The organism is Colwellia sp. Arc7-D (genome assembly GCF_003061515.1).
Classification (GTDB): Bacteria; Pseudomonadota; Gammaproteobacteria; order Enterobacterales; family Alteromonadaceae; genus Cognaticolwellia.
In genome coordinates, this window is sequence record NZ_CP028924.1 from 1,275,457 (window position 1) to 1,300,036 (window position 24,580).

17 protein-coding genes and 1 pseudogene are annotated in these 24,580 nt (G+C 38.4%); 12 read left to right on the forward strand and 6 right to left on the reverse strand.

What is annotated here, in order from left to right; translation table 11 throughout:
* Positions 1-29 precede the first annotated feature (29 nt).
* Both DBO93_RS19105 and DBO93_RS05590 read right to left on the reverse strand, forming a co-directional pair.
* Complete coding sequence (locus DBO93_RS19105; protein ID WP_204100653.1) at positions 30-389, reverse strand: DnaJ C-terminal domain-containing protein; 360 nt, start codon at positions 387-389, stop codon at positions 30-32.
* Entirely contained in the window at positions 290-1,000 is a 711-nt protein-coding gene (locus tag DBO93_RS05590; protein ID WP_204100654.1) for a DnaJ domain-containing protein, read from the reverse strand. The genes DBO93_RS19105 and DBO93_RS05590 overlap by 100 nt, the downstream gene beginning before the upstream one ends.
* Positions 1,001-1,275: 275 nt before the next feature.
* On the opposite strand from DBO93_RS05590, the gene DBO93_RS05595 reads away from it, so the two are divergent.
* On the forward strand, positions 1,276-1,551 hold the full coding sequence (locus DBO93_RS05595; protein WP_108455443.1) for a GNAT family N-acetyltransferase: 276 nt from the start codon (positions 1,276-1,278) through the stop codon (positions 1,549-1,551).
* A 289-nt stretch (positions 1,552-1,840) separates the two neighbouring features.
* Here the strand turns inward: DBO93_RS05595 and DBO93_RS05600 are convergent, their stop codons facing one another.
* Positions 1,841-2,287 (reverse strand): hypothetical protein, encoded by a 447-nt coding sequence (locus DBO93_RS05600; protein ID WP_108455444.1) that lies wholly within the window; start codon positions 2,285-2,287, stop codon positions 1,841-1,843.
* Between the two features lie 74 nt (positions 2,288-2,361).
* Complete coding sequence (locus DBO93_RS05605) at positions 2,362-3,021, reverse strand: PEP-CTERM sorting domain-containing protein (protein WP_108455445.1); 660 nt, start codon at positions 3,019-3,021, stop codon at positions 2,362-2,364.
* Between the two features lie 606 nt (positions 3,022-3,627).
* Here DBO93_RS05605 and DBO93_RS05610 point away from each other — a divergent pair.
* The 4 genes from DBO93_RS05610 (at position 3,628) to DBO93_RS05625 (ending at position 6,971) form a co-directional block, all read left to right on the forward strand.
* Positions 3,628-5,232: an ABC-F family ATPase gene (locus DBO93_RS05610; protein ID WP_108455446.1), complete on the forward strand. Its 1,605-nt coding sequence runs from the start codon at positions 3,628-3,630 to the stop codon at positions 5,230-5,232.
* 117 nt (positions 5,233-5,349) lie between these two features.
* Positions 5,350-5,577, forward strand: coding sequence for a hypothetical protein (locus DBO93_RS05615; protein WP_108455447.1), 228 nt, complete (start codon positions 5,350-5,352; stop codon positions 5,575-5,577).
* A 187-nt stretch (positions 5,578-5,764) separates the two neighbouring features.
* The gene (locus DBO93_RS05620) at positions 5,765-6,454 is read left to right on the forward strand and encodes a 2OG-Fe(II) oxygenase (protein WP_182255033.1); all 690 of its coding nucleotides are present in this window, start codon (positions 5,765-5,767) and stop codon (positions 6,452-6,454) included.
* A gap of 40 nt (positions 6,455-6,494) precedes the next feature.
* Positions 6,495-6,971 (forward strand): hypothetical protein, encoded by a 477-nt coding sequence (locus DBO93_RS05625; protein ID WP_239059125.1) that lies wholly within the window; start codon positions 6,495-6,497, stop codon positions 6,969-6,971.
* A 156-nt stretch (positions 6,972-7,127) separates the two neighbouring features.
* Here the strand turns inward: DBO93_RS05625 and DBO93_RS05630 are convergent, their stop codons facing one another.
* Together DBO93_RS05630 and DBO93_RS05635 are read right to left on the reverse strand one after the other, a co-directional pair.
* Positions 7,128-8,114 carry an MDR family oxidoreductase gene (locus DBO93_RS05630; RefSeq protein WP_108455449.1) on the reverse strand — a complete coding sequence of 329 codons (987 nt, stop codon included), beginning with the start codon at positions 8,112-8,114 and terminating at the stop codon, positions 7,128-7,130.
* Positions 8,115-8,156: 42 nt separating this feature from the next.
* On the reverse strand, positions 8,157-8,789 hold the full coding sequence (locus tag DBO93_RS05635) for a TetR/AcrR family transcriptional regulator (protein WP_108455450.1): 633 nt from the start codon (positions 8,787-8,789) through the stop codon (positions 8,157-8,159).
* A 213-nt stretch (positions 8,790-9,002) separates the two neighbouring features.
* Here DBO93_RS05635 and DBO93_RS05640 point away from each other — a divergent pair, with 213 nt between their 5' ends.
* The 7 genes and pseudogenes from DBO93_RS05640 (at position 9,003) to DBO93_RS05670 (ending at position 24,017) form a co-directional block, all read left to right on the forward strand.
* Positions 9,003-10,124, forward strand: a complete 1,122-nt coding sequence (locus tag DBO93_RS05640) for a histidine kinase (protein ID WP_108455451.1) — start codon at positions 9,003-9,005, stop codon at positions 10,122-10,124.
* Between the two features lie 3 nt (positions 10,125-10,127).
* Positions 10,128-10,958, forward strand: coding sequence for a LytTR family DNA-binding domain-containing protein (locus DBO93_RS05645; RefSeq protein WP_108455452.1), 831 nt, complete (start codon positions 10,128-10,130; stop codon positions 10,956-10,958).
* 264 nt (positions 10,959-11,222) lie between these two features.
* A pseudogene (locus DBO93_RS05650) lies at positions 11,223-13,886 on the forward strand (family 16 glycosylhydrolase); the annotation flags it as partial.
* A 587-nt stretch (positions 13,887-14,473) separates the two neighbouring features.
* Entirely contained in the window at positions 14,474-17,479 is a 3,006-nt protein-coding gene (locus DBO93_RS05655; protein WP_108455454.1) for a TonB-dependent receptor, read from the forward strand.
* A 349-nt stretch (positions 17,480-17,828) separates the two neighbouring features.
* Positions 17,829-18,998: a sugar MFS transporter gene (locus DBO93_RS05660; RefSeq protein ID WP_239059178.1), complete on the forward strand. Its 1,170-nt coding sequence runs from the start codon at positions 17,829-17,831 to the stop codon at positions 18,996-18,998.
* The gene (locus tag DBO93_RS05665) at positions 18,998-21,613 is read left to right on the forward strand and encodes an exo 1,3/1,4-beta-D-glucan glucohydrolase (protein WP_108455456.1); all 2,616 of its coding nucleotides are present in this window, start codon (positions 18,998-19,000) and stop codon (positions 21,611-21,613) included. The genes DBO93_RS05660 and DBO93_RS05665 overlap by 1 nt, the downstream gene beginning before the upstream one ends.
* Before the next feature lie 214 nt (positions 21,614-21,827).
* Entirely contained in the window at positions 21,828-24,017 is a 2,190-nt protein-coding gene (locus tag DBO93_RS05670; RefSeq protein ID WP_108457764.1) for an OsmC domain/YcaO domain-containing protein, read from the forward strand.
* Positions 24,018-24,580 lie beyond the last annotated feature (563 nt).

Consider the following 24,580-nt stretch of genomic DNA (forward strand, 5'->3'; position numbering starts at 1 on the left):
AAGAAATAACACGAATTATAGTTAAAAAATTAAGCGTTAACTTTTTGCTTAGTGTCGCCACTTGTATTGTCATTTTCGCTAGTCGCTAGAGTTTTCATTGACTGATAAAGTGCCTCTTCTTCTGCGGATAAACTTTTTGGAAAAACAATTTTAAGTTTTACAAAAAAATCACCGGCAACTTTACTAGGTAGTCCTCGGCCTTTTAAACGCATTTTACTACCACTACTGATTAATTTAGGTAAGCTTAAATCAATATGGCCAGTGGGTGTGGGTACTTTTACTTTTTCACCTAACGCTGCTTGCCATGGGCTAATACTAAGTTCTGTTGTAATGTCAGCACCATCAATAACGTATAACGGATCTGGGTTAAAGCCAACTTCAAGATACAAATCGCCATTAGGTGCGCCCCAACGCCTGCTTGCCCTTGCTTTTTCAGACGTATTTTTTGACCCGGCTTAATGCCTTTTGGAATACTGACCTTTAATGTACGATCTTTAGTTTGTGTTCTTCCTTGTTGATCAATGACTTGATCTTGTAAGGTAAAGTTTCGGGTTGCACCAGAATATGCGTCTTGCAAATCGATCAATATTTTTGCATTACTATCCTGACCTTGCATAGACCGACGACCACGAGTCGCTTGCTGAGGACCACCGAAACCGCCACCAAATAATGACTCAAAAAAATCACTAAAGTCGCCTTGGCCACCGGCATTGAAGTTACCGCCACCTTGTTGATATTGATCTTGCCAACTAGGCGGTGGTGTAAAGCCAGATTGACCTGCTTTCCAATTACTACCAAGTTGATCATACGCTGCGCGCTTTTCTTTATCACGAAGCACTTCATAGGCTTCGTTAATATCTTTAAAACGCGTTTCCGCATCTTTTTCTTTACTAACATCGGGGTGAAACTTGCGCGCTAATTTCCGGTATGACGTTTTAATTTCATCTTGAGTTGCGGTTTTATCAACGGCCATAATTTTATAGTAGTCTTTATAATTCACACTGACCTCCTAGCTATAATTTGCTGATAATTATAGTCATTAATTTGTATATATTGCTTAATATAGTTTGCGTAGAAAAAGTCGATAATGATTAATTCAATGTTTAAATCATTAACGAATAATAATTTTATAATCTTAGTATAAGTACAAGAGAAAATGAGTAATGTCAGCTATATGACACTTGAAGTAAATTATGACATGTATACAGTGAAATTTCGTGTTATTTTCAGGAGAAATAAATTTCACCTAACTTAATTGATCTTAAAAGGAAAAGCATGACTTATACATTGGAACACAACGTTGAAGAATTTAAGTATGAATTTCATATTGGAGAGCATATTGCTTATATAACTTACGATGATCAAAATGGAGATATGCATTTAACTCATACTATTGTACCAGACGCACTTGCAGGTAAAGGTTTGGCTAAAACTCTTCTCGAGGCGGTGCTGCAACAAATAAAAAAGGATAATAAGAAAGCCGTAGCTAAGTGTTCTTATATTGTTAATTACCAGCAAAAGCACCCTGAAGCCAGTAGCTTATTTGTTTAATTGCTTTTGATAAAATACCATTTTAGTGATTAGTTCAGCCTTAAAGAGTTGCATTTTAAGATTATATTGACCGTTTTTATATTATTGAAAATAGCTAAAGCTACTGATTAATAATACTTTCAGGGGTTGGGTGCTTTTAGATTAATTAACATGCAATTGTGCAGGTATAATAAGTGGGTGTTATATAATTAGCCAGATTGATAGCGCCATCGAAATTTAATTGTTAATACAAACCTTAAACCTAAAATTAGAAATTAGAAATTAGAAATTAGAAATTAGAAATTAGAGTTTAGAGGTTAAACTTAATTGAATTAAAAATTCGCTCACCTTTTTCTTGTTGCAAAGACTCTTTAAACTCGATCAACATAGAAAACCGCACATTATCTGAAACATGTGGGATAGTAAGTGCCATTTTATTTTTAACTATAAGTATTGTGCCTTTATGGCCATTAACTACTACCGGCTTTTTGACTGCCGATGTTAGTTCGGTAAATTTTGATGAATATAGACCTAAATCATAATATAAAGTTAAATGCTCATTCTCTAATTGTCCCGCAAGCGAATCTATCATTTGTACATCAGTGGGTTGTAAACTGGTAGGACCGTCAAAACACAGTTGGATATTTGGACAAAACTCAAGCCAATTATCAACTTGCTTTGTACTATGGCTGTTTGCTGAACTTATAAATAATAAACTAAGCAAAGCGGTGAATAAAACGGATTTACTAAGTCGCATAATAGCTCCATTAGTTAAAAAACCTACATTAATTAAAGTGCAGGTTTTAATGTTATTTATATGAAAGAATAATGCTATTTTTTGATATTTTTTCTAACTAAAAAACCAACAGAAAGTAGTAATAAAACCAATGTGCTTGGTTCAGGTACAGGCGTACTAGCTTTAGCGACAATCAGCACAGGGTTAATATCAATCCAAAAGCCTTGGCCATCGGTTTGCACTAAAGAGCTTTTGCGAATAGTGGTAACTTCGTCAGAAGTTAACGTTGTTCTGTTATTTAGCGAAGGGTTCATAAGAAAACTGCCGGTTAAATGACTCAAGCCTAAGTTATGACCTAATTCATGTGCCAACAACTCGCCACCAAAACCACTCGCTGCAAATGACGATTCTACGACAAAATCATTTCCTGGAAGCTCACCGCAGCCAACGATATTATTTCCGGTAAAGCTGCCACATGCACTGATGAAGTCTATAAAATAAAAGTTAACTAAATCGGTAGGGCCTACATGCTGGTTAAATAGTTGAGTAATTTCCTCACTAGTCGTAATGTTTAAAAGATCGGGGAAAACCAATTCTGTGGCTTTGCCAATACGAATGTCGATAGGTTTATTCTCAAAACTTGATTGAGAAAATATTCCATCAAGTTCGGATTCATTAATGGTAATAAAACCAGCCTTGGCTTGAGCAGCAACCAAAAAGCCAAATGTTAAAAGCAACATCTTAAATGCTTTCATCAATATTCCTTAATAAAATAAAATAAAATAAAATAAAATAAAATTAAACCAGTTAGTCACTTTCACGTTAACTTGTAACTGTTAATTATAGACAATGTAAGAACGAACTTCTCCATAATACTTTTATAAATTAAAGTGGCAAACTCATTTTAATTGAGAATAGATAATATGGCAGAGCAGAGGACTATTGCTAGATTTTACACTATTTAACTTTATGAGCGAAGTTAATCCAGTTAATCCGGTATAGCTCAATTAACGATACTAACTACTATTAAACCCGCTTCAATGACTAGTGCCTATATACCTAACTGCCTATCAATCCAATTGTTCCTTAGCTAGTCAGCTGTATTTATTCTATGTATTTAAGCAAATGGCTATGAGATAAACCAAGAAGCTAGTGATGATAAAATAATCAATTAAAAGTAAAGTTTCGGTGGGGATCAGAGCGTTATTACTGTATAATGCGCGGCTTTATTATGGTGACTGAGCGTAGGGTTGATATTAATCCTGCTTGGCTACAGCAATTACAGTATTAACTATCACTTAAACCACTGGGCTAGCACTTACCAGTTAATGGCTTTAGTTAACACAAAATAGGATTACCTTTTGATCACTACATCGAACATTACCATGCAATTTGGCGCAGAGCCGTTATTTGAAAATATTTCGGCTAAATTTGGCAACGGTCACCGTTACGGTTTGATTGGTGCAAATGGCTGTGGCAAGTCTACATTTATGAAAATACTAAGTGGTGACTTAGTTCCAAGCTCAGGTAATGTGTCGGTTAGTACAGGTAACAAAGTCAGTACTTTGGGCCAAGATCAGTTCGCTTTTGAAGCACATAATGTAATTGATACTGTGATCATGGGCGATATGCCGCTTTGGAAAGTTAAGCAAGAAAGAGATGCTATTTACTCTCAAGCTGAAATGAGCGAAGCCGATGGTATGCGCGTTGGCGATTTAGAAAGCGAATTTGCAGAAATGGACGGTTACACTGCAGAAAGTCGTGCTGGTGAAATATTATTAGAAGCGGGTATTGATGAGTCTTTTCATTACGGTTCTATGCAGCAAGTTGCGCCAGGTTGGAAGTTGCGTGTACTACTAGCACAAGCTTTGTTCGCTAATCCTGATATTTTATTACTTGATGAGCCGACCAACAACTTGGATATTCATACCATTAGTTGGTTAGAAGGCGAATTGAACAAGCGTAAATGCACCATGATCATCATTTCGCATGATAGACATTTTCTTAACTCTGTATGTACACATATGGCTGATATTGATTACGGTGAATTACGCATTTATCCAGGTAATTACGAGTTTTACTTAGCTCAATCTGGCTTATTACGTGAGCAACTATTAGCGGGTAATGATAAAAAAGTAGCTGAAATTGCTGAACTACAAGACTTTGTAAACCGTTTTGGTGCGAATGCTTCAAAAGCAAAACAAGCAAGTTCGCGTGCTAAGAAAATGGATAAAATTAAACTCGATGATGTAAAGTCATCAAGCCGTATAACCCCAAAAATTGCTTTTGCTCCCGGCAAAAAAATGCACCGCCAAGCATTAGAACTTGAAAACCTAAGTCATGGTTTTGATGGCAGTGTATTATTTGAAAAAGGCGACTTATTATTAGAAGCTGGTGCTAAGTTAGCTATTATTGGCGAAAATGGTGTAGGTAAAACTACCTTGTTACGTTGTTTAATGAGCGAGTTAGATCATCTTGAGGGTGTTGTTAAGTGGTCTGAAAATGCTTCTGTTGGATATTGTCCACAAGATAGCGGTTCATTTTTTGATAATGACTTAACGTTAATGGAATGGATGTCACAATGGCGTAGACCTTGTCATAACGATTTAAGCGTTCGTGGCATGTTAGGTCGTATGTTATTTACTGATGACGATGCGAATAAAAAAGCGCGTAACTGCTCAGGTGGTGAAAAGAACCGTTTGTTATTTGGCATGTTAATGATGGCTGATATCAATGTATTGATTATGGATGAGCCAACCAACCACATGGATATTGAAGCCATTGATGCACTAAATAATGCGTTAAAAGACTTTGAAGGTACGTTACTTTTTGTTAGCCATGACCGCGAGTTTGTTTCTAGCTTAGCGACACGTATTATCGACATTAAAGATAAAAAATTAATTGATTTTCAAGGCTCATTAGATGAATACCTTGATAGCCAAGCGCAAATGAAAAAAATAGCGTAGAGTCAAAATATTTAATATTTATTAAAAGAGCTAAATAATTATCAAAGCGAACCACTTAGGTTCGCTTTTTTTATGTCTAGTCGTTAGGGAGATTTAGGTAAATATAAGTCAGCCTATATGCCAACCGTTTTACTGTACTGGCAGGTGTTTAGAAATGCACAAAGTAAGCAAGAGCGACTTTGTGCAAAAAGCTATTTAAGGGCTAAAATAGCTTCAACCGAATCAGAACTAGATTCAGATAAAGTGATAGCAAAGGAACTGTTAGGACAAGTTTTAAACAGAATGCCTAACACTTGGTTAGATAATTTAGATAAAACAATATCAGACCACTTGGCTGAGCATTAACTGCATAAACTGTAAGGTTTGAAGTTAGCCATTACAGGCAACAGCTAAATTAGCTCGGTAATTTGTTATATAAACAATTGGGAGCGAAAGCTAACGCTTATGCAGACACATAATGCTATTATGGCGCATATTTCATTTATTAGATTATCGCCTAAATGTTAGTTTTCCTTTTTAAATTATTCATATATTGAACACAACTCCCGTAGTTAATCTTGCTAATGATCCCGCATTATTTGAATCGCTCTTTGAGTTTATCGCACATGATATTATTGATAAGGGCTACAGTATTCGCCCATATGCCTTACCTGAAAACTTAACGTCTTTGTTAGCAAGGCATATTACTGAAATGCCCGAGTCAAACTTTAAACGTGCAGGTATTGGTCGAGCAAAAGATCATGTTATTAATGACTTTATTCGAACAGATGAAATTTGTTGGATAACCGGTAACAGTGAAGCAGGCTCTACTTGGATAGATTGGGCTGCAGGGTTACAACGTTATTTGAACAAACGCTTATTTTTGGGGTTATTTTCCTTTGAAAGTCACTTTTCTCATTATGCTAAAGGCGATTTTTATAAAAAGCATAAGGATGCATTTAAGGGCGAGGGGAATCGAGTGTTATCTGTGGTGGTGTATCTTAATCAAAACTGGACTGGGGATGATGGCGGTGAACTTGTTCTTTATCCTGAAACAAAAGCAAAGGGTTCATTAATTGATAACAGTAAAATATCAATAACACCAAGTTTTGGCACTATTGTGGTATTTTTAAGTGAAGAATTTCCACATGAAGTATTACCTGCGACACGAGACAGATATGCCATTGCAGGTTGGTTTCGTTTAAACACCAGTATTGCTAATAATATTGATCCACCTTGTTAAAGTTAAGTTGATAAAGCGCATTTAAGATTAAGGAAATACATTGTCAAAAAAGTTGATTAAAAAGCTTCATGTTATGCGCGATCTAACCGACATTAACCTAGAGTTAGAGCCACTTAAGGCATTAGCCGACCGAGAGCTTGCATCTATTTATGGCTTAACAGGTATGGTTTACACTCCACATATAGATGCTTATATGCAGGTTTGTTTAAAGAAATCTGAGGCATTAGCCTGCTTAAAAGTGCAAGGCTATTTACCTTTATCTGAAGTTGAAATAATTACGACAGCATTAGATATGCTGCATAAAGGCGCAAAAAATAATACGGTATTTGAGTATCAAGGTAATGAATACAAACGCCGTTATTCGCCATTAAAGCTCAGTAAGTCGGGTAAAAATGTACAAAAATGGGCTAAATTTTGGTTGTTACAATTACCTAACGGTAAAGTAGATCCAAATTGGGAAAGAGAAGTTCGAGAAATTTGGCCTAGCTACTTTCTCATTAGAACTATTGAAATGTAACTAGTACTCGTATTTTGAGTAATTGAGCAGAAAAACTAATGGATATTGAGCAAGTAATTGATAACAGTTAGCAGACTCAGTTCTTACCCTGTAGTTGATATATTCAAAAAAAAACGACAGACATAAAGATAAACGTTATATCTGTCGCTTCGTTATTTACGCGTTAACATCAACAACAACACGTCCGGTTATTTCACCATTTAATAATTTTTCAGCAATAGCAGTAGCTTCATCTAATCCTACCGTTGTAGAGATTTGCTCTATTTTGTCTGCTAGCTTTGTCTGTTCAAGGCGACTCCAGGCTTCTAATCTGTCTTCTTGAGAGCGCATAACACTATCTATGCCTAACAACGAAACGCCTCTTAAGATAAAAGGTGCTACCGTTGAAGGAAAGTCCATACCTTGTGCTAAGCCACATGCGGCAACACAGCCACCATAATTTATGCTGGCACAAACATTTGCGAGTGTTGTGCTACCAACAGAATCAATGGCAGCAGCCCAGCGTTCAGGCATTAGTGGTTTTCCAGGTGCTGATAATTCAGCACGGTCAATAATTTCCTTGGCGCCTAATTTTTTCAAATACGCAGCTTGTTCGTCGCTGCCAGTTGATGCCGTAATGCTATAGCCTAATTCAGCAAGAATTCTAATTGCAAAACTACCAACTCCGCCGGTGGCGCCAGTCACTAAAATATTACCACTTTCTGGTGTAATACCGTGGTTTTCTAATGCAATAACACATAGCATGGCTGTATAGCCTGCGGTTCCAATAGCCATGGCATTATATGGTGTTATGGTTTCTGGTAATGGAATAAGAAATTCGCTTTTAATTCGCGCTTTTTGAGATAAGCCACCTAAGTATTTTTCACCAACACCAAAGCCATTTAACAAAACATGATCACCAATGTTAAATTTATCATTGTCACATTGTTCCACAACACCGACTAAGTCGATGCCCGGTATCATCGGGAAACGTCTAATTACCGGCGCTTTTCCCGTAATAGCTAAAGCATCTTTATAGTTAATTGTGCTATATAACACTTTAATTAGTACATTACCGTCAGTTAAGCTATCTTCAGAAAGCTCTTCAATGCTTGTGTGATAGCCTTGGCTATCATTTTTATTAATGACTAAACTCTTAAACATGTTTTTCTCCGGTGCAGATTGATTGTCTGTATACAATAAAAATTATTTTGCTATTAATTGTAGAAAAGTATCGATAAAACCATCGATGGGCGCTAGATTTTGTGTCAATTTACTTTTAGCGATCGCGCCTTCCCACCCTAACCAAAAAAAGCTTGCTAAGGCTTTGCAATCAAGGGAAGCAGAGATCGCTTTTTCTTGTTGTGCTAATTGTAGACAAGAAGTCATTTTTTGCTGCCAATCATCAAATGTAGTTAATAGTTGCTGTCGATGACTTTCTGGCAATAAGGTAACTTCTTGCTCGAGGTTACCTATTAAACAGCCGCGTTTAAAATTGTATCGTGACATACCTTCTTTAGCGTCGTTAGCAAAGTTAACTATGCGCACTAATGGCTTACTGGCTTCATTAAGTAGATGTATATCTAATTTTTTAGCAAAGTAGCGGCTATATTCATCAATTACCGCAAGTCCAAAAGCTTCTTTACTTGAAAAATAATGATAGAAAGAGCCTTTAGGCACAGAAACTTTTTTTAAGATCAGATCAATTCCTGATGAAGCAAAGCCAAATTCAGTAAAATACTCTACACCACTTTGTATAAGTAGTTGCTTAGTTTGGTTGCTATCTCGGCCTGATTTAGCAGGCCTGCCACGCTTTGGTGAAATATTATCTTTGTTCATGCTTATATATTAGACCGATCGTCTATTAAAAAGCAATATTTAATTAAAAGCCTTATTTTTAACGTTTGTGTTGAACTTGGTTAATGGGCAATGGGGGAGTTAAGCAATCATGAGTTGTCGCAGATTTATCTCGCCTTGACTCATTTCTTGCTCGTGGACTGCTATTTGTTATATCTTTAGTTATTGTGTTGGCTATTAAGTAACTTATCTACAATGAAAATAACAGTGGAAAATCATGAGGAAAGTACACTTGAACTAGGCCCTCAGGCATTTTCCAAGCAGAGCCATCAGTTTTGGACATTACAAATTACCGGTTGGTTAGGTTATGCCGTAGTGGTGTTTTTAGCCATTATTCGACCTCAAATTGGACTTGAAGGCTTTAATTTCTCAGGCCAAATGATAAATTTAGTACTCGAAACGCTCAGTGGTTTTCTTCTATCTTATCTACAGTGGCAACTTATTCGAAAAATTGTGCACCTGCCACTGAGAAAAACCCTATTTTTAAGTTTTGCTTCTGCGGCTTCACTTGGGCTGTTATTTAATGTACTTAAGTTAAGCTTTTTTAAAATGTTGGTTTACCAGCAACAGTGGAATGAGGCTTGGAATACCTTAGAGTTTGGTGGCTGGTTAATGTTTTCATTAACGACCATGTTTGTTTGGACTTCAATTTATTTTATTATGCTTTATAACACTAAATTGCAAGGCGAGCATGAGATGTTATTGCGCGCGCAAACAGCGACTAAAGATGCACAACTGCAAATGTTAAGGTATCAACTTAATCCTCATTTTATGTTCAACACTATGAATGCTATTTCAACATTAATTTACAAAAATGAAAATGAAACCGCTAATGAAATGCTTGATAAACTGTGTGAGTTTTTCCGTTATTCGTTAGATAAAAATGACAAAAGTAAAACCAGCTTACTAAAAGAGCTGGAGTTAATTGAGCTTTATTTATCAATTGAAAAAGTCAGGTTTGGCGATCGCCTGAATGTAGAAATCGATGTTTGTAGTAAGGCTTTAGCTTGCCAAGTTCCTTGTATGTTGTTACAACCTTTAGTAGAAAATGCCATTAAATACGCGATTGAATTGAGAAAATCTGGTGGTAAAATTTGTATCAGCGCCCAAAAGTCTCATGATCGTTTATTGCTAAAAGTTATCGATAATGGTCAAGAAAGCCAAGGCAAAGTCAGTGATGGCTTCGGCATTGGCTTGAGCAATACTAAAGCTAGGCTCAGTGCTATGTTTAATGGTGATTTTGAAGTAAATATTTCTGATACCACCGAGGGCGGTACTATGGTTGCTATATCTATTCCATTTGAGAAAAATAATTAATTTATGATAAATAAACCGTTAACCGCAATAATTGTTGATGATGAGCCACTTGCCCTAGAAGGCTTGAGGCTAAGGTTGGAAAAAATACCTGAAATTGAGGTGATAGCAGAGGCTAGCGATGGCGATCAAGCCATTCACTTGTGTCAAACCCTTTGTCCTGATGTGCTTTTTTTAGATTTACGCTTACCCGGTTTAAATGGTATTGAAGTAGTACAAGCATTGCAATCTGATGTTTTGCCTATGGTTGTTTTTGTTAGTGCTTATGGTGAATATGCATTAGAAGCATTTGAACTTAATGCGATTGACTATGTGCTAAAACCAGCCAATTTAGGACGCTTGCAAAAAACAGTAGAACGTATAATGCAACGGGTTAAACCTGAAGATTCTAGTAATGAAAAGTTTAAACTCTTACGTGCCTTAGGTAAAACCTCAGGTATCGCAGTCAGTGAGTTAGAAAACTGGCTAGCAACAGACTTACCTTTACCTACGCTTTTTAACCAAGAGTTAGTGATTAAAAACAGCGATCATGAAAAAGTTTTTTTACCGATAAATGATATTCGTTGGATTGATGCAGCAGGCGATTATATGTGTGTTCATACACTTAAAGAGACACATATTGTGCGAATAACCATGAAAAAGTTGGTAAGTCAGCTCGACCCTAAAATATTTTCTCGAATTCACAAATCTACCTTGGTAAATGTTAACTGCATTAAGAGTATTAAGCCTTTGCGAAACAGTGAAAGTATTCTTGATTTGGGTGATGATGTGCAATTAAAAGTCAGTCGTAATTACAGCTCTAGCATTCAACAAATTGTTGAATCTAAACAACTGTAACCTCTTATCGTATTTTTGTTTCGTCTTGTCTCGTTTTTAACGTTAAAACCTTCTATGCCGCATGCTATAACCACCATGGCGCATTTCGTTTGTAACTATTTGTAATTTGAATCAGTATGATTGCAGGGGGTAGTCTGTAATTGTTATGTAAATAGCATTATGGCTGCCGAGCTATGTTACTAATGAATTCGTATCAGATAATATAATTACAATCATACGAGTTTTTAGTACAACAAAAATAGTTGGGTAATTGGAAAACAAATTATGTTAAAAGCTGCAAAAAATATTACACAGTTGCTTGCTTTACTATCAACCATCACTTTAATAGGGTGTGGCGGTAGTAGTGCTGAAACCGAAACTAAACCGGACAAAATTGATCCGCAACAGCCCGTCAGTGATTGGGCAATGGTGTGGAGTGACGAATTTGATGGCGAGGCTATCAATGCGCAAAACTGGACACATGAAGTTAACTGTGCCGGTGGTGGTAACCAAGAAAAGCAATGTTACACCGATAGCGCAGAAAACTCATTTATAGAAGATGGCATGTTAAACCTTGTCGCTTTACCTGCTGAAGATGGCGCTGCATTGCCTTATACATCAGCAAGAATGATCACTCGTTATAAAACAGACTTTAAATATGGTCGAGTTGAAATGCGCGCTAAAGTTCCTTCAGGACAAGGTAGTTGGCCAGCATTTTGGATGATGCCTACTGATGAAGAATATGGCGAATGGCCACGTTCGGGTGAAATTGATATTTTTGAATCGGTTAACTTAGGTGCTGCTAGAGAAGATGGCACCGCAGAAAATCACATTTACGGTACCATTCATTACGGTAAAAGTTACCCTGACAACTCTTCATCAGGCAAAACCTATAGCTTAGCTGACGGTGTTAGCCCAGCAGACGACTTTCATACTTATGCCATAGAGTGGCAAGAAGGTGAAATTCGTTGGTATATGGATGGCTACTTGTATGCGACACAGCGCCAATCAAAAGTGCGCTACAACAGTAAAGATGAAGCGGTTGGCCTAGCGCACAGAGGTTGGTTCACAGAATACTTCGACCAAGTTTCTGGTGAACTTAAAACCCATTGGGACACTGCACCATTTGATAAGGAATTTTATTTAATTCTTAATTTTGCCGTTGGTGGTAGCTGGCCTGAAAGCGTCAACGAAACAGGTATTGACGCAAGCGCTTTTCATGCTGAAAACAAATATGTAGTCGATTATGTAAGAGTTTATCAATGTCAGTCTAACCCTGAAACAGGTAAAGGCTGTGAAACCGTGAGACCTGGTTATGACAGCTTTGACGATGCACTTGTTGAAGGTAAAGCACCCGTGCCATTACCACCCAGTGACGGTGTTGCTAAAAACATCGCTATTTTTGATGGCTCTTTAGAGGCTAACTGGACTGCATGGGATTGTTGTGGCGGAACAACACCTGCAATTATTGCTGATGCTGACAAAGGCGACGTAGTTCAATTTAATATCAATGACAATAACGGTACAGTGTTAGGATTTTCAACCAGAGATGGACATTTTCCTGCTGACTTTACCGGTGTTTCAGCCCCATTTGATGCATCTCCATTACTCGACTTAAACGGCAAATTGTCATTTGAAATGAAAGTCGTGACTGCTCCTACATCGGCTACTACATGGTTACTTAAAGCAGAAGCGGGTGACGGCGGACCAAACACAGGTGATGTTGCGCTTAATACCAGTGTTGAAGGTTTAGACCCAGTAGTTGGTCAATGGCAAACTTATACTTTCTCATTAGCTACGCTGCAAGAAAAAGGCTTAGACCTGAGTGCGATTGATGTTTTGATGGTTTTCCCTGCTTGGCAAACGGGTGAAGGTGCTGAGTATTTAATTACCAACATGAAAATTGAAGGTGATGTGGGTGCTTCTCCTGAGCTTGTTATTTTTACAGATAACGAAAACCCAAGCTGGCCAATGTGGGATTGTTGTGGTGGTTCTACCCCAACAGTTGAATTAGATGATGACGCACACGGTAACGTAGCTGAGTTTTCAATCGGTGCTGATCCAACGGTAATGGGCTTTATTTCTCGCATAGACAACACTGAAACTCCGGCGCCATTTGACGCTTCAGCCATTATTTCTAATGGTGTTATTCAATTCGATATGAAAGTTGTGAACATGCCAAACGATGCTGGCGCCACTTGGATGTTCAAAGTTGAATCTGATAACAATACCTCAGCGGTTGAGTTACCTTTATCGAGCAGTGTTGAAGGAGTAACTCCTGTTGCTGGTCAATGGCAAACTTATACCTTTAACATAGCTGATTTAGCTAATGCTGATTTAAATGTTAGTGCTATCGATGTCATTATGATATTCCCTGCTTGGAGCACTGGTGAAGGTGCGGTTTACCGTGTTGATAATGCCAAAATTTATGATCCAAGTGCCTCAACAGGTTTTAATGGTCACGTATTATTTGCTGACGCTGCTAAAGAGCAATGGAGCATTTGGGACTGTTGTGGTGGTTCGACACCAACCCTTGAAAATGACGATACCGAACACGGCATGACCGCTGAATTTGTTATTGGCGCTGCTCCCACTGTTATGGGCTTACTTGCTGACGACGATGTTTATTTAGATGCTGCAAGTTTACTAAGTAATGGTGTTGTGCAATTTGAAATGAAAGTGCTTAGTGCACCAAATGACGCAAGTGCTGTGTGGAAGTTTAAAATTGAAGCCGGTGATACTACCTCTGCTGTTGAGTTTGATTTGAGTGCAAGCAACGAAGGGCAAGTTCCAGTGGTTGGCCAATGGCAAACCTATACTTACTCACTTCAAAGCTTATTTGATGGCGGTTTAGATTTAAGTGCGATTGACGTTCTTATGGTGTTCCCAGCATGGGGCACAGGTGAAGGCGCAGTGTATCGCTTAGATAACGTCATGATCTATGATCCTGCCAGTGTTCCTGCACCACAAGGACTAACCTTGTATGACAATGCTCAAAACCCTGAGTGGCCTATTTGGGATTGTTGTGCGGGTTCAACGCCAACGGAAGAAAATGATGATGCTGACCACGGTATGGTAGCAGAGTTTGTTATTGGTGCTTCTCCTACTGTAATGGGGTTTTTAGCCAACGATGCCGTCTATTATGATGCTAGTGGTATACAGCAAAGCGGTGTTGTTAAGTTTGATATGAAAATGGTTAGTGCTCCTAATGACGCGTCAGCGGTATGGAAATTTAAAATAGAGGCTGGAGACACCACCTCTGCAGTTGAAATGGACTTAACGGCAAGTCAAGAAGGAGCTGAGCCAGTTTTAGGGCAATGGCAAACCTATACTTATAGTCTTTCTGACTTATTTGATGCGGGTTTAGATACCAGTGAAATTGATGTAATTATGGTTTTCCCTGCTTGGGGAACGGGTGATGGAGCAGTATATCGACTAGATAATGTCGCAATAACTGCACCATAAACACGTAATTAAAAAAGCCTGTGCGGCTAACAGTCGCCAGCTTAATCTAATTTTAACTAAGTAGGGTTAATATGAAACATTTAACATTTTCTAAAAAACATTTAGCTGTGTGTATATCAGCCATTATAAGTTCTGGCTTTAGCCAACAGGCGTTTGCTGAAGAAGCAGACAAAGACGCATTAGCAGAAAAAGAAGCCAATGTAGAAGTTATTACGGTATCCGGTATTCGTGGCAGCTTAGTTCGCTCGATGAATATTAAACGCGATATGTCAGGCGTTGTAGATGCTATTTCTGCAGAAGAAATGGGTAAATTCCCAGATACTAACTTAGCCGAATCTTTACAACGTATTACCGGTGTTACTGTTAGCCGAAGTAATGGTGAAGGTAGCCAAATTACGGTGCGTGGTTTTGGTCCTGATTTTAACTTAGTGACTTTAAACGGTCGCCAAATGGCAGGTACAGGTTTTACCCGTTCATTTAACTTTGAAAACCTGTCATCTGAAGGCGTTAGTTCGCTAGAGATTATGAAAACAGCGCGTGCAGAAGCGCCAACAGGTGGGTTAGGTGCAACGGTAAATATTGTTACGTCTAAGCCATTACAAAATCCAGGTCAAAAATTCTCTTTTATGGCTAAAGGCATACACGACACATCGGTAAAAGAAGGTGATGATGTCACACCAGAAATTGCCGGTATTTATAGTAATACTTTTGATGATGAGCGTTTTGGTATATCAGCTAATTTCTCTTACCATCGAAGAGACTTTCAACGTCAAGCGGCGAATGTACGTTCTTGGTTAGTTAACCCAAGCTTAACTGTTGATCCTGAAAATATTATTGATAACCGTCCTACAGATGCTGAGGGTAACCCAGCTAAGCAGTTCTTTGATCCAAGCGTCGGAGAAAATGGCGAATACGTTTCTGCCTCATTCTTTCCACAAGAAGTAAGCTTTGCCAGAGACGATATACAACGTGAACGTACTAATGCACAAGTAACGTTTCAGTTTGCGCCTACTGATGATTTGATTTTTACCCTTGATCACACCGTTTCAAATGCGGTAACAGGCAACAATTCGCTTTCTTGGGGAATTTGGAATGGCTCATTTGGTGGTAACGCTAATGCCTACGAACTCGATGAAAACGGCACGGCTATTTATTACAACTCTGCTGGTGATGATGCCTCTTTTACTTCGTTTCGCGAGACGAGTGAAGTTGATTCAAAAGCAACCGGTATTAATATTGAGTGGTATGCCACTGACGATTTAAGTTTTACTTTAGATGCTCATACGTCAAAAACTACAACGGATAATGGTAAAGACTCGGGTCTTGGTGCTAATGCAAGAATCATTCTAGGCTCCGCTGACCTTGCTTCTAAAGAATATTCGTTCCGTGAAGGTGATGTTCCTGGCTTTAATGTTAACTGGAATAACGGTACACAAGAAATTAATCCAAACCAAATTGGATCAAATTTCAGTATCTTTACTAGAACACCCGGTGAGTCTGAAGTCTCTCAAGTGCAATTAGATGGTAAATTATTAACCGACACTAATTTCGGCTTAGAAACAGTTAGATTTGGTGCTGCATATACTAAACAAACATTGCAAGGCTCAGGTGGTTCAAATAATGCAAACGCGCCAGGTTTTAATAATGGTACTTTTGCTGAAATATTCCCTGATAGCATGTTTGAACGAGTAGACCTTAGCGACTTCCTTGATGAATTCTCTTTTGGTTCAAATGGTGTTGCGCCAGGCTATGCCTATACCTATAGCTTAGATGACGCTTTCGCTAGACAAAGCGCTTTTTTAACTGCTGATGTAGTGGGAAGTGACGTTTACGAAATAGGCAGCTTTGACGGTTTCCCTGTTAATAAAGTCGAAGAAGAAACTATCAGTTTATATGTTTCTACTGCTTGGAATTTTGTCGTGAGTGACTATGACGTTCAAGTAAACCTTGGCGTTCGTTATGAAGAAACTGACATTGTTAGCCCAGCAAAAAGTCGTGTTGCTGAGCAAGTATATTGGGCTGGTGGTTCAGAGTGGATCACTCAGTTTGCTAGTGGTGGTGAATTGGTTGAAGTGGATTTTGAAGGTGAATACGATCTACTACTTCCTATGTTAGATATTAAAGTCGATCTAAGTGATGATTTAGTGGCAAGAGCGTCATGGGGACAAACCATCACTCGACCTACATTGGGTGACATGCTTGGTAACCTAAGTTTAACCTCTTCACCAAAACTTAATTCAAGAAGTGGTAGCCGTGGTAATCCAAATTTACAGCCATTTAAGTCGACTAATATCGATTTAACACTTGAATATTACTATGACGAAGCAAGTTATGCTGCCATAGGTTTGTTCTGGAAAGATGTTGATGACTGGATTGATAATGCCGAAGTTAAAACAACTTTTGAAGGTTTACATGACGTATACCTTGGACAACGTTGGAATAGTGCCGTTGCAGCAATAACCGGTCGTGGTGAACAAGCGACTGATTCAGCAATATACAATGAAATTGTTGCTAATGGTGTTGGTATTGGTGAGAACAATCGAATTTTACCTGATGCAGCAACTGATCCGTTAATTGAATGGACAATAAGTTCACCAGAAAATGTTGGCGCACGTAAGGTTAACGGTATTGAGTTGTCTATTCAGCATTTGTTTGGTGAATCTGGTTTCGGTGCTGGCTTTAATGCCACTTTTGTTGATGGTGACGTTGAATACGATAACTACCAATTGGCTTCTCAAGCGGTACTTTCTGGTTTAAGTGATTCAGCAAACTTGCAAGGGTTTTACGAAAAAGATGGTTTGTCTGTCAAAGTTACGGGTGCATGGCGAGATCAGTATTTAATTGGTCAAGGCTTACCTGATGCTCAAGGTGCTCCACCACAATATGCCGAAGAGTATCTTCAGTGGGATCTGAGTGTTAACTACGAAGTAAACGAAAGTATGACGGTGTTTTTCGAAGGCGTTAATTTAACCAACGAAACGGAGCGTACATTTAGTCGCTTTGAAAGTCAGTTCTTGAGTGCCGCTCAGTACGGCCCTCGATATACTGTTGGCTTTAGATACACCATGGATAATTAATCGCTATTTAAGGTGCAATGCTTGAATACCTAGTATGCAGTGGCTGTGTTGTAAAAAGAGTGAGGTTAATCACTCAATAACATAGCCCTATTTACGTGTTGCACCGAATAGCTTTAATTAATAGACGGTTTTAATACGCGCTTATGATAGCGGTAAGCGCATTTTTATTTCGTTCTTGTTGGTGTTGCGACAATAGCTTTTACGCAAACCACAGAGAGTTATCTTCAATTTAGGAATTTATCTTATGGCTATTACTTCGGTCGTATTAGACAAACAACATAGCACGACTGATTTGGGTGCACCTAACCAAAATCGTTTTGCGTTGATCTCATTAACATCGTTGTTTTTTATGTGGGGCTTTATTACCTGCTTAAATGACATTCTTATCCCACACTTAAAAGCCATATTCGACTTAACTTATACCCAATCGATGTTAGTGCAGTTTTGTTTTTTTGGTGCTTACTTTATTGTTTCTTTACCTGCAGGGCAGTTAGTGAAAAAAGTAGGCTATCAAAAAGGCATTGTTGTAGGTTTAGTTGTAGCCGCTTTAGGCTGTTTAATGTTTTACCCTGCTGCATCAATGCATAGTTATGCGATGTTTCTATCGGCATTGTTCGTCTTAGCCAGTGGTATTACTATCTTACAAGTTTCGGCTAACCCTTACGTTACCTTGCTTGGACCAACAGAGTCAGCTTCTTCTCGATTAACCATGACTCAGGCATTCAACTCTTTAGGTACCACAGTAGCGCCATATTTAGGTGGTTTGTTTATCCTAAATGAAGCGGTACATTCAATGGCCACTGAGCCTTCAGCAGACTCAGTTAAAGTGCCTTATTTAATTTTAACGGCGGCTTTACTGATATTAGCGGCTATTTTTTCCTGGTTAAAACTGCCTCATATTGCCAGTGCTGAAACTGAAGCCGATGAAGTTGTTTCAGGCTCGGCTTGGCAGTATCGTCATCTAGTTTTAGGCGCATTGGGAATATTTGTTTATGTTGGCGCTGAAGTCTCTATTGGTAGCTTTTTAATAAACTTTTTTGGTGAAGCTAATATTGCCGGCTTAGAAGAGATGGAAGCGGCTAAATACCTGACTTATTATTGGGGCGGCGCCATGGTTGGACGCTTTATCGGCGCGGCAGTAATGCAAAAAATTGATGCAGGTAAAACTTTGGCTTTTAATGCTTTCTTTGCTGTGATTTTAGTCACTATTGCTATGTTAACCAGTGGTAGCTTAGCGATGTGGTCTATTTTGTTAGTGGGATTATGTAACTCTATTATGTTTCCAACTATTTTCAGTTTGGCGTTAAACAGCTTAGGAAAACATACCAGCCAGGGTGCAGGTATACTTTGTTTAGCCATTGTAGGTGGTGCGATTGTGCCATTGTTACAGGGCGTATTAGCGGACATGGTTGGTGTGCAATTATCTTTTATCATACCGGTAGTTTGTTATATCTACATTGTTACATACGGTGTTATTGGCTCTAAACCAACAGCTATGAACTTGAAGGAACAAGTATAATGAATAAATTGTCCTATCTATTTATTTCCACTATTTCAGCATTGGGTTTGGCGGCTTGTAATTCAGATACTGAGCTTCAATCTTCTGCAGACTCTGCTGCAATAGTTAAGCCGCAACTCGCTGTTGAAGTATCGAAATCAGCCAAGAAAGACCTGTCAATTTGGCCGACCATTCACTCAGCTGTTAAAACTGATGAAGCCGTTGAGCGCAAAGTACAGCGCATATTGTCAACGATGACTTTAGCGCAAAAAGTAGCGCAAATGATCCAACCAGAAATTCGTGATATTACGCCTGAAGATATGCGTAAATATGGTTTTGGTTCATACCTCAATGGTGGTGGGGCTTTTCCAGATAATAACAAACATGCCACTCCAAAAGATTGGATAGCGTTAGCCGAGTCTATGTATCAAGCATCAATTGATGATTCACTTGATGGTTCAACCATTCCTACTATGTGGGGAACAGACGCGGTTCATGGTCATAACAACGTTATTGGTGCGACATTATTCCCGCATAATATTGGCTTAGGTGCGGCAAATAATCCTGCCTTAGTCGAAAAAATAGCAAAAATTACCGCCACCGAAGTGATGGTAACCGGTATTGATTGGGTTTTTGCGCCAACCGTAGCAACGGTTAGAGATGATCGATGGGGCCGCACTTATGAAGGTTATTCTGAAGATCCAGAAATTGTAAGATCTTATGCTGCATCTGTGGTTAAAGGTTTACAAGGCCATGCGGGTAATGACTTTTTAGGTGATGATCGTGTGATCAGTACCGTAAAGCACTTTATTGGTGACGGCGGCACAATTAACGGTGACGACCAAGGCGATAACTTAACATCAGAGCAAGATTTATATGACCTACATGCTCAAGGTTATGTTGGTGGTTTAACTGCTGGTGCGCAATCGGTTATGGCATCATTTAACAGTTGGCAGGGTGATAAAATTCACGGTAACCGTTACCTGTTAACTGATGTGTTGAAAAACAAAATGGGTTTTGATGGTTTTGTTGTCGGTGACTGGAATGGTCACGGGCAAATTGTTGGCTGTACTAATGATAATTGTCCACAAGCGGCCAATGCGGGTTTAGATATTTTTATGGTGCCAACAGATGCTTGGAAACCATTAATGGAAAATACTATCGCCCAAGTCAAGCAAGGCATTATTCCTCAAGCACGCATCGACGATGCGGTTAGCCGTATTTTACGCGTTAAGCTACGTGCAGGTTTGTTTAATAAACCTAGTCCTGCTAATCGACTTTTTTCTGGTAAAACAGAATTAGTGGGCAGTGAAGAACATCGTGAAGTGGCTCGACAAGCCGTAAGAGAATCTTTGGTATTATTGAAAAACAAAGATAATTTATTACCACTTTCACCTAAGTTAAATATTTTGGTTGCTGGTGATGCTGCTCATAACATCGGCAAGCAATCGGGTGGTTGGAGTATTACTTGGCAAGGCACTAATAACAGTAATGAAGATTTTCCAGGTGGTACATCAATCTATGATGGTTTAGCTTCTCAAGTTAAAGCCGCAGGTGGCAAAATTACTTTGAGTGAACATGGTCAGTTTTCACAAAAACCAGATGTTGCCATTGTTGTTTTTGGTGAAGAACCTTATGCAGAAGGCCATGGCGATAAAGATAATTTAGCTTATCAGCGCGGTATGAAAACTGATCTAGCCTTATTGAAAAAGCTTAAAGCTCAAGGTATTCCAGTGGTAAGTGTTTTTATCAGCGGTCGCCCTATGTGGGTAAATGCTGAACTTAATGCCAGTGATGCATTTGTTGCTGCTTGGTTACCTGGCTCTGAAGGTAAGGCCGTAGCTGATGTGCTACTAACTGATAAGAACAAGAAAATTCAGCATGACTTTAAAGGAAAGTTGTCTTTTTCTTGGCCGAAAACAGCAACCCAAACCGTTAACCGATTTGACGAAGTTTACGACCCGTTATTACCTTACGGTTTTGGTTTAACGTACAAAAATAACAAAGAACAAGTACTTTTATCAGATACATTATCTGAAGAAGTTAGCAGTGATGAAGGTCTAGCCAAAAACACCAATATATTCTCTGGTCAAGTAGCTAAGCCATGGCGCATGTTCTTGTCATCTGAGCAGCAATCATTTGAACTACGCTCAAATAGTGGCAAACTACCAGGTATTGCTTATCGTACGGTGGATAAAGTTGTTCAAGAAGATGCATTTCGACTTGATACTACTGGCACTGCAAAAACAGGCGTTGTATTTTCAAGCAGCTTTAGTGAAGATCTTGGTTTTGAACTAGAGCAAAACTCTGCCTTGGTTATTACCGTAAAACGTGACTCAAGCATAACTGCGCCAGTGGTTGTAGAAATGCACTGTGAATCAATTGGTGACGCATTGGGCAGCTGTCGAGCAGCTGTTGATATTACTGAGCAGATGCAAACAATAGCGCAAGGACAGTGGCAAGATATTGCGATTAACTTACAATGCTTTGTTAAAAAAGGTATTGCGATGGACAAAATTGTATCACCGTTTGCGCTGTATACGCATGGCGCTGTTAAGCTTTCAATAAGTGATATTCGTTATCAACCGCAAGCTGAAATTAATACCCTTAAGGCGCTATTAATTGAATGTCCTTAATAGCTAAACCCTAAAACATAATAACCTTGTTAAAAAGGCGAGTAGTTTTCTACTCGCCTTTTCTTTTCTCAATTTTTAGTGATTTATGCAATTAACCCAAGACTATTGGGGCAAAAACCACGATAATTCCCCGCATTAAGATAAACTCGCTCGTTAGCAAAGTTTCAAAGTGAAATTTTGGCAGTTACAGCAATCAATTGTGGGACCCATACCAATGGAAATTAAAGTTAATTTTCTCGACAACGTAAAAGTTGAAGCCAAATTTGATGATTTTACCGTCATTGCCGACCAACCTATTCGTTATAAAGGTGATGGTTCAGCCCCCGGACCGTTTGATTACTTCCTAGCATCTTCCGCTATGTGTGCTGCATATTTTGTTAAGGTGTATTGTAATTCGCGTGATATTCCAACGGAAAATATTCGTTTATCACAAAACAATATTGTTGATCCTGAAGATCGCTATAAACAAATATTCCAAATTCAAGTTGAGCTACCTGAAAGCATTTCAGAAAAAGACCGTTTAGGTATTCGCCGCTCAATTGACCGTTGTACGGTAAAAAAAGTCATACAAACGGGTCCAGAATTTAAAGTTGATCTAGTAGATAGCTTAGAAGATGACGCACAAGCCATGTTAATGGCAGGCACTGAAGGCGGAGAAAGTACTTATATTTTAGGTAAAGACTTACCGCTAGAAGAAACTATTAAAAACATGACCGCACTTTTGGCGGGCTTAGGTATGAAAATTGAGATTGCTTCATGGCGCAATATTGTTCCTAATGTTTGGTCTTTACATATTCGTGATGCCGCTTCGCCGATGTGTTTTACCAATGGTAAAGGTGCTACGAAAGAAAGCGCACTTTGTTCAGCCTTAGGTGAGTTTATTGAACGCCTTAATTGTAATTTCTTTTATAACGATCAGTTTTTGGGCCAAGACATTGCTAACAGTGACTTTGTACATTATCCGAATGAAAAGTGGTTCAAATTAGATGAAAGTGATGATTTACCTAGCGGTATTTTAGATGACTATTGCCTCGATATTTACAACCCTGATGATGAGCTACGTGGTTCAAATTTAATTGATACTAACTCAGGAAATGCTGAGCGTGGTATTTGTGCAATTCCTTATGTTCGTCAATCTGACGGCGAAACGGTATACATTCCATCAAACTTAATTGAAAACTTATTTTTAAGTAATGGTATGAGTGCGGGTAATAATCTAGCTGAAGCGCAAGTGCAGTGTTTGTCTGAAATATTCGAGAGAGCAGTAAAAAGACAAATAATTGAACAAGAAATTGTTTTACCTGATGTACCCAAAAATGTGCTTGAAAAGTTTCCTAGCATTTTAGCTGGTATCGAAGCCCTTGAAGCACAAGGTTTTCCTGTTGTTGTTAAAGATGCCTCGTTAGGCGGTCAATTTCCGGTGATGTGTGTCACCCTTATGAACCCGAAAACTGGTGGCGTATTCGCCTCTTTTGGTGCTCACCCAAGTTTTGAGGTGGCGTTAGAACGCAGCTTAACTGAATTGTTACAAGGGCGCAGTTTTGAAGGCCTCAATGATGTACCAAGACCAACATTTAACAGCCTTGCGGTATCTGAGCCTGAAAATGCTGTAGAGCATTTCATTGACTCAACGGGTGTAATTTCGTGGCGCTTTTTCAGTAATAAACAAGACTATGAATTCTGCGAATGGGATTTTTCTGGCACGAGTGCAGAAGAAAACGATCGTTTATTCGCTATTTTAAAAGACTTAGGCAAAGAAGCTTATGTTGCTGTATTTGACCAACTTGGCGCTACCGCTTGTCGTATATTAGTTCCTGACTATTCTGAGATTTATCCCGTTGAAGATTTGGTTTGGGATAATACTAATAAAGCATTAAATTACCGTGAAGATATCCTCAACCTTCATATTTTAGATGATGACGAACTAGAAAGTTTAGTGACTCGTTTAGAAGATAGTCAGCTAGATAACTATATTGATATTAGAACCTTAATAGGTATTGAATTTGATGAAAATACCGTTTGGGGACAACTCACTATTTTAGAGCTTAAAATACTGATTTATTTAGCCCTAGGTGCATTGGAAGACGCACAAGAACTAGTTGAAGAGTTTTTACAGTTTAACGACAACACCGTTGAACGCCGCCTGTTTTATCAAGCGATGCAAGCGGTGCTTGAGATCGTCATTGACGAAGATATGGCGCTGGAAGATTTTATAGCTAACCTAAATAGTATGTTTGGCGAAGAAACGATGAATAATGTTGTTGGCTCGGCATATGGTGAGGTTAAATTCTTTGGTCTTACTAAAACAGGTATGGATTTAGCTGGCTTAGATAAACACTTAAGATTAATCGACAGCTACAAGAAGCTTCATCAGGCTCGAAAAATTCAAGCAGAAAATAAATAAAATCTAAACTAGTTAATTAAACGATAACGATCACAAGCCAGTTATAACAACTTTAAAAGCCAATACCTAATGATAGGTGTTGGCTTTTTTTATAAGCGCTTATATGTGATATTAATCTGGTTTGTCTTTATTTTAGGCAAAAAAAAGCGTTTACCGACAAGGTAAACGCATTAAACAACATATAATAAAAACATAAAACACTCAGGGAAGTAAGTCTCTCATATAGTAAGAGGGGTGTTTTAAGGATAAGTTCAATTTGATTCAAAAGTTTTTTATGAATGTAGATTGAGTTACTTATATTAGGTAATAAAGGTTAGTTATTTTCTTGATGGTTAATGAAATAAGCCAAAGGAAATAAGTTAAAGCTAGAGAATAATTCTAGAAAAAAATTTACTAAATTTTAGGTGAAAAAAAAGCGTTTACCAAATAGGTAGACGCTTTAAAAAACATAAAATATAAACATAAAACACTCAGGGAAGTAAGTCTCTCATATAGTAAGAGGGGGTTTTTAAGGATAAGTTCAATTTGATTAAAACTTTTTATATTTTTTTGAAACATTAAAC

Coding starts and splice junctions, on each gene's coding strand:
- DBO93_RS05640 (WP_108455451.1), top strand. CDS start 9,003: ATGAAAATAACAGTGGAAAATCATGAGGAAAGTACACTTGAACTAGGC.
- DBO93_RS05635 (WP_108455450.1), bottom strand. CDS start 8,789: ATGAACAAAGATAATATTTCACCAAAGCGTGGCAGGCCTGCTAAATCA.
- DBO93_RS05645 (WP_108455452.1), top strand. CDS start 10,128: ATGATAAATAAACCGTTAACCGCAATAATTGTTGATGATGAGCCACTT.
- DBO93_RS05655 (WP_108455454.1), top strand. CDS start 14,474: ATGAAACATTTAACATTTTCTAAAAAACATTTAGCTGTGTGTATATCA.
- DBO93_RS05615 (WP_108455447.1), top strand. CDS start 5,350: ATGCCAACCGTTTTACTGTACTGGCAGGTGTTTAGAAATGCACAAAGT.
- DBO93_RS05630 (WP_108455449.1), bottom strand. CDS start 8,114: ATGTTTAAGAGTTTAGTCATTAATAAAAATGATAGCCAAGGCTATCAC.
- DBO93_RS05665 (WP_108455456.1), top strand. CDS start 18,998: ATGAATAAATTGTCCTATCTATTTATTTCCACTATTTCAGCATTGGGT.
- DBO93_RS05670 (WP_108457764.1), top strand. CDS start 21,828: ATGGAAATTAAAGTTAATTTTCTCGACAACGTAAAAGTTGAAGCCAAA.
- DBO93_RS05600 (WP_108455444.1), bottom strand. CDS start 2,287: ATGCGACTTAGTAAATCCGTTTTATTCACCGCTTTGCTTAGTTTATTA.
- DBO93_RS05605 (WP_108455445.1), bottom strand. CDS start 3,021: ATGAAAGCATTTAAGATGTTGCTTTTAACATTTGGCTTTTTGGTTGCT.
- DBO93_RS05595 (WP_108455443.1), top strand. CDS start 1,276: ATGACTTATACATTGGAACACAACGTTGAAGAATTTAAGTATGAATTT.
- DBO93_RS05660 (WP_239059178.1), top strand. CDS start 17,829: ATGTGGGGCTTTATTACCTGCTTAAATGACATTCTTATCCCACACTTA.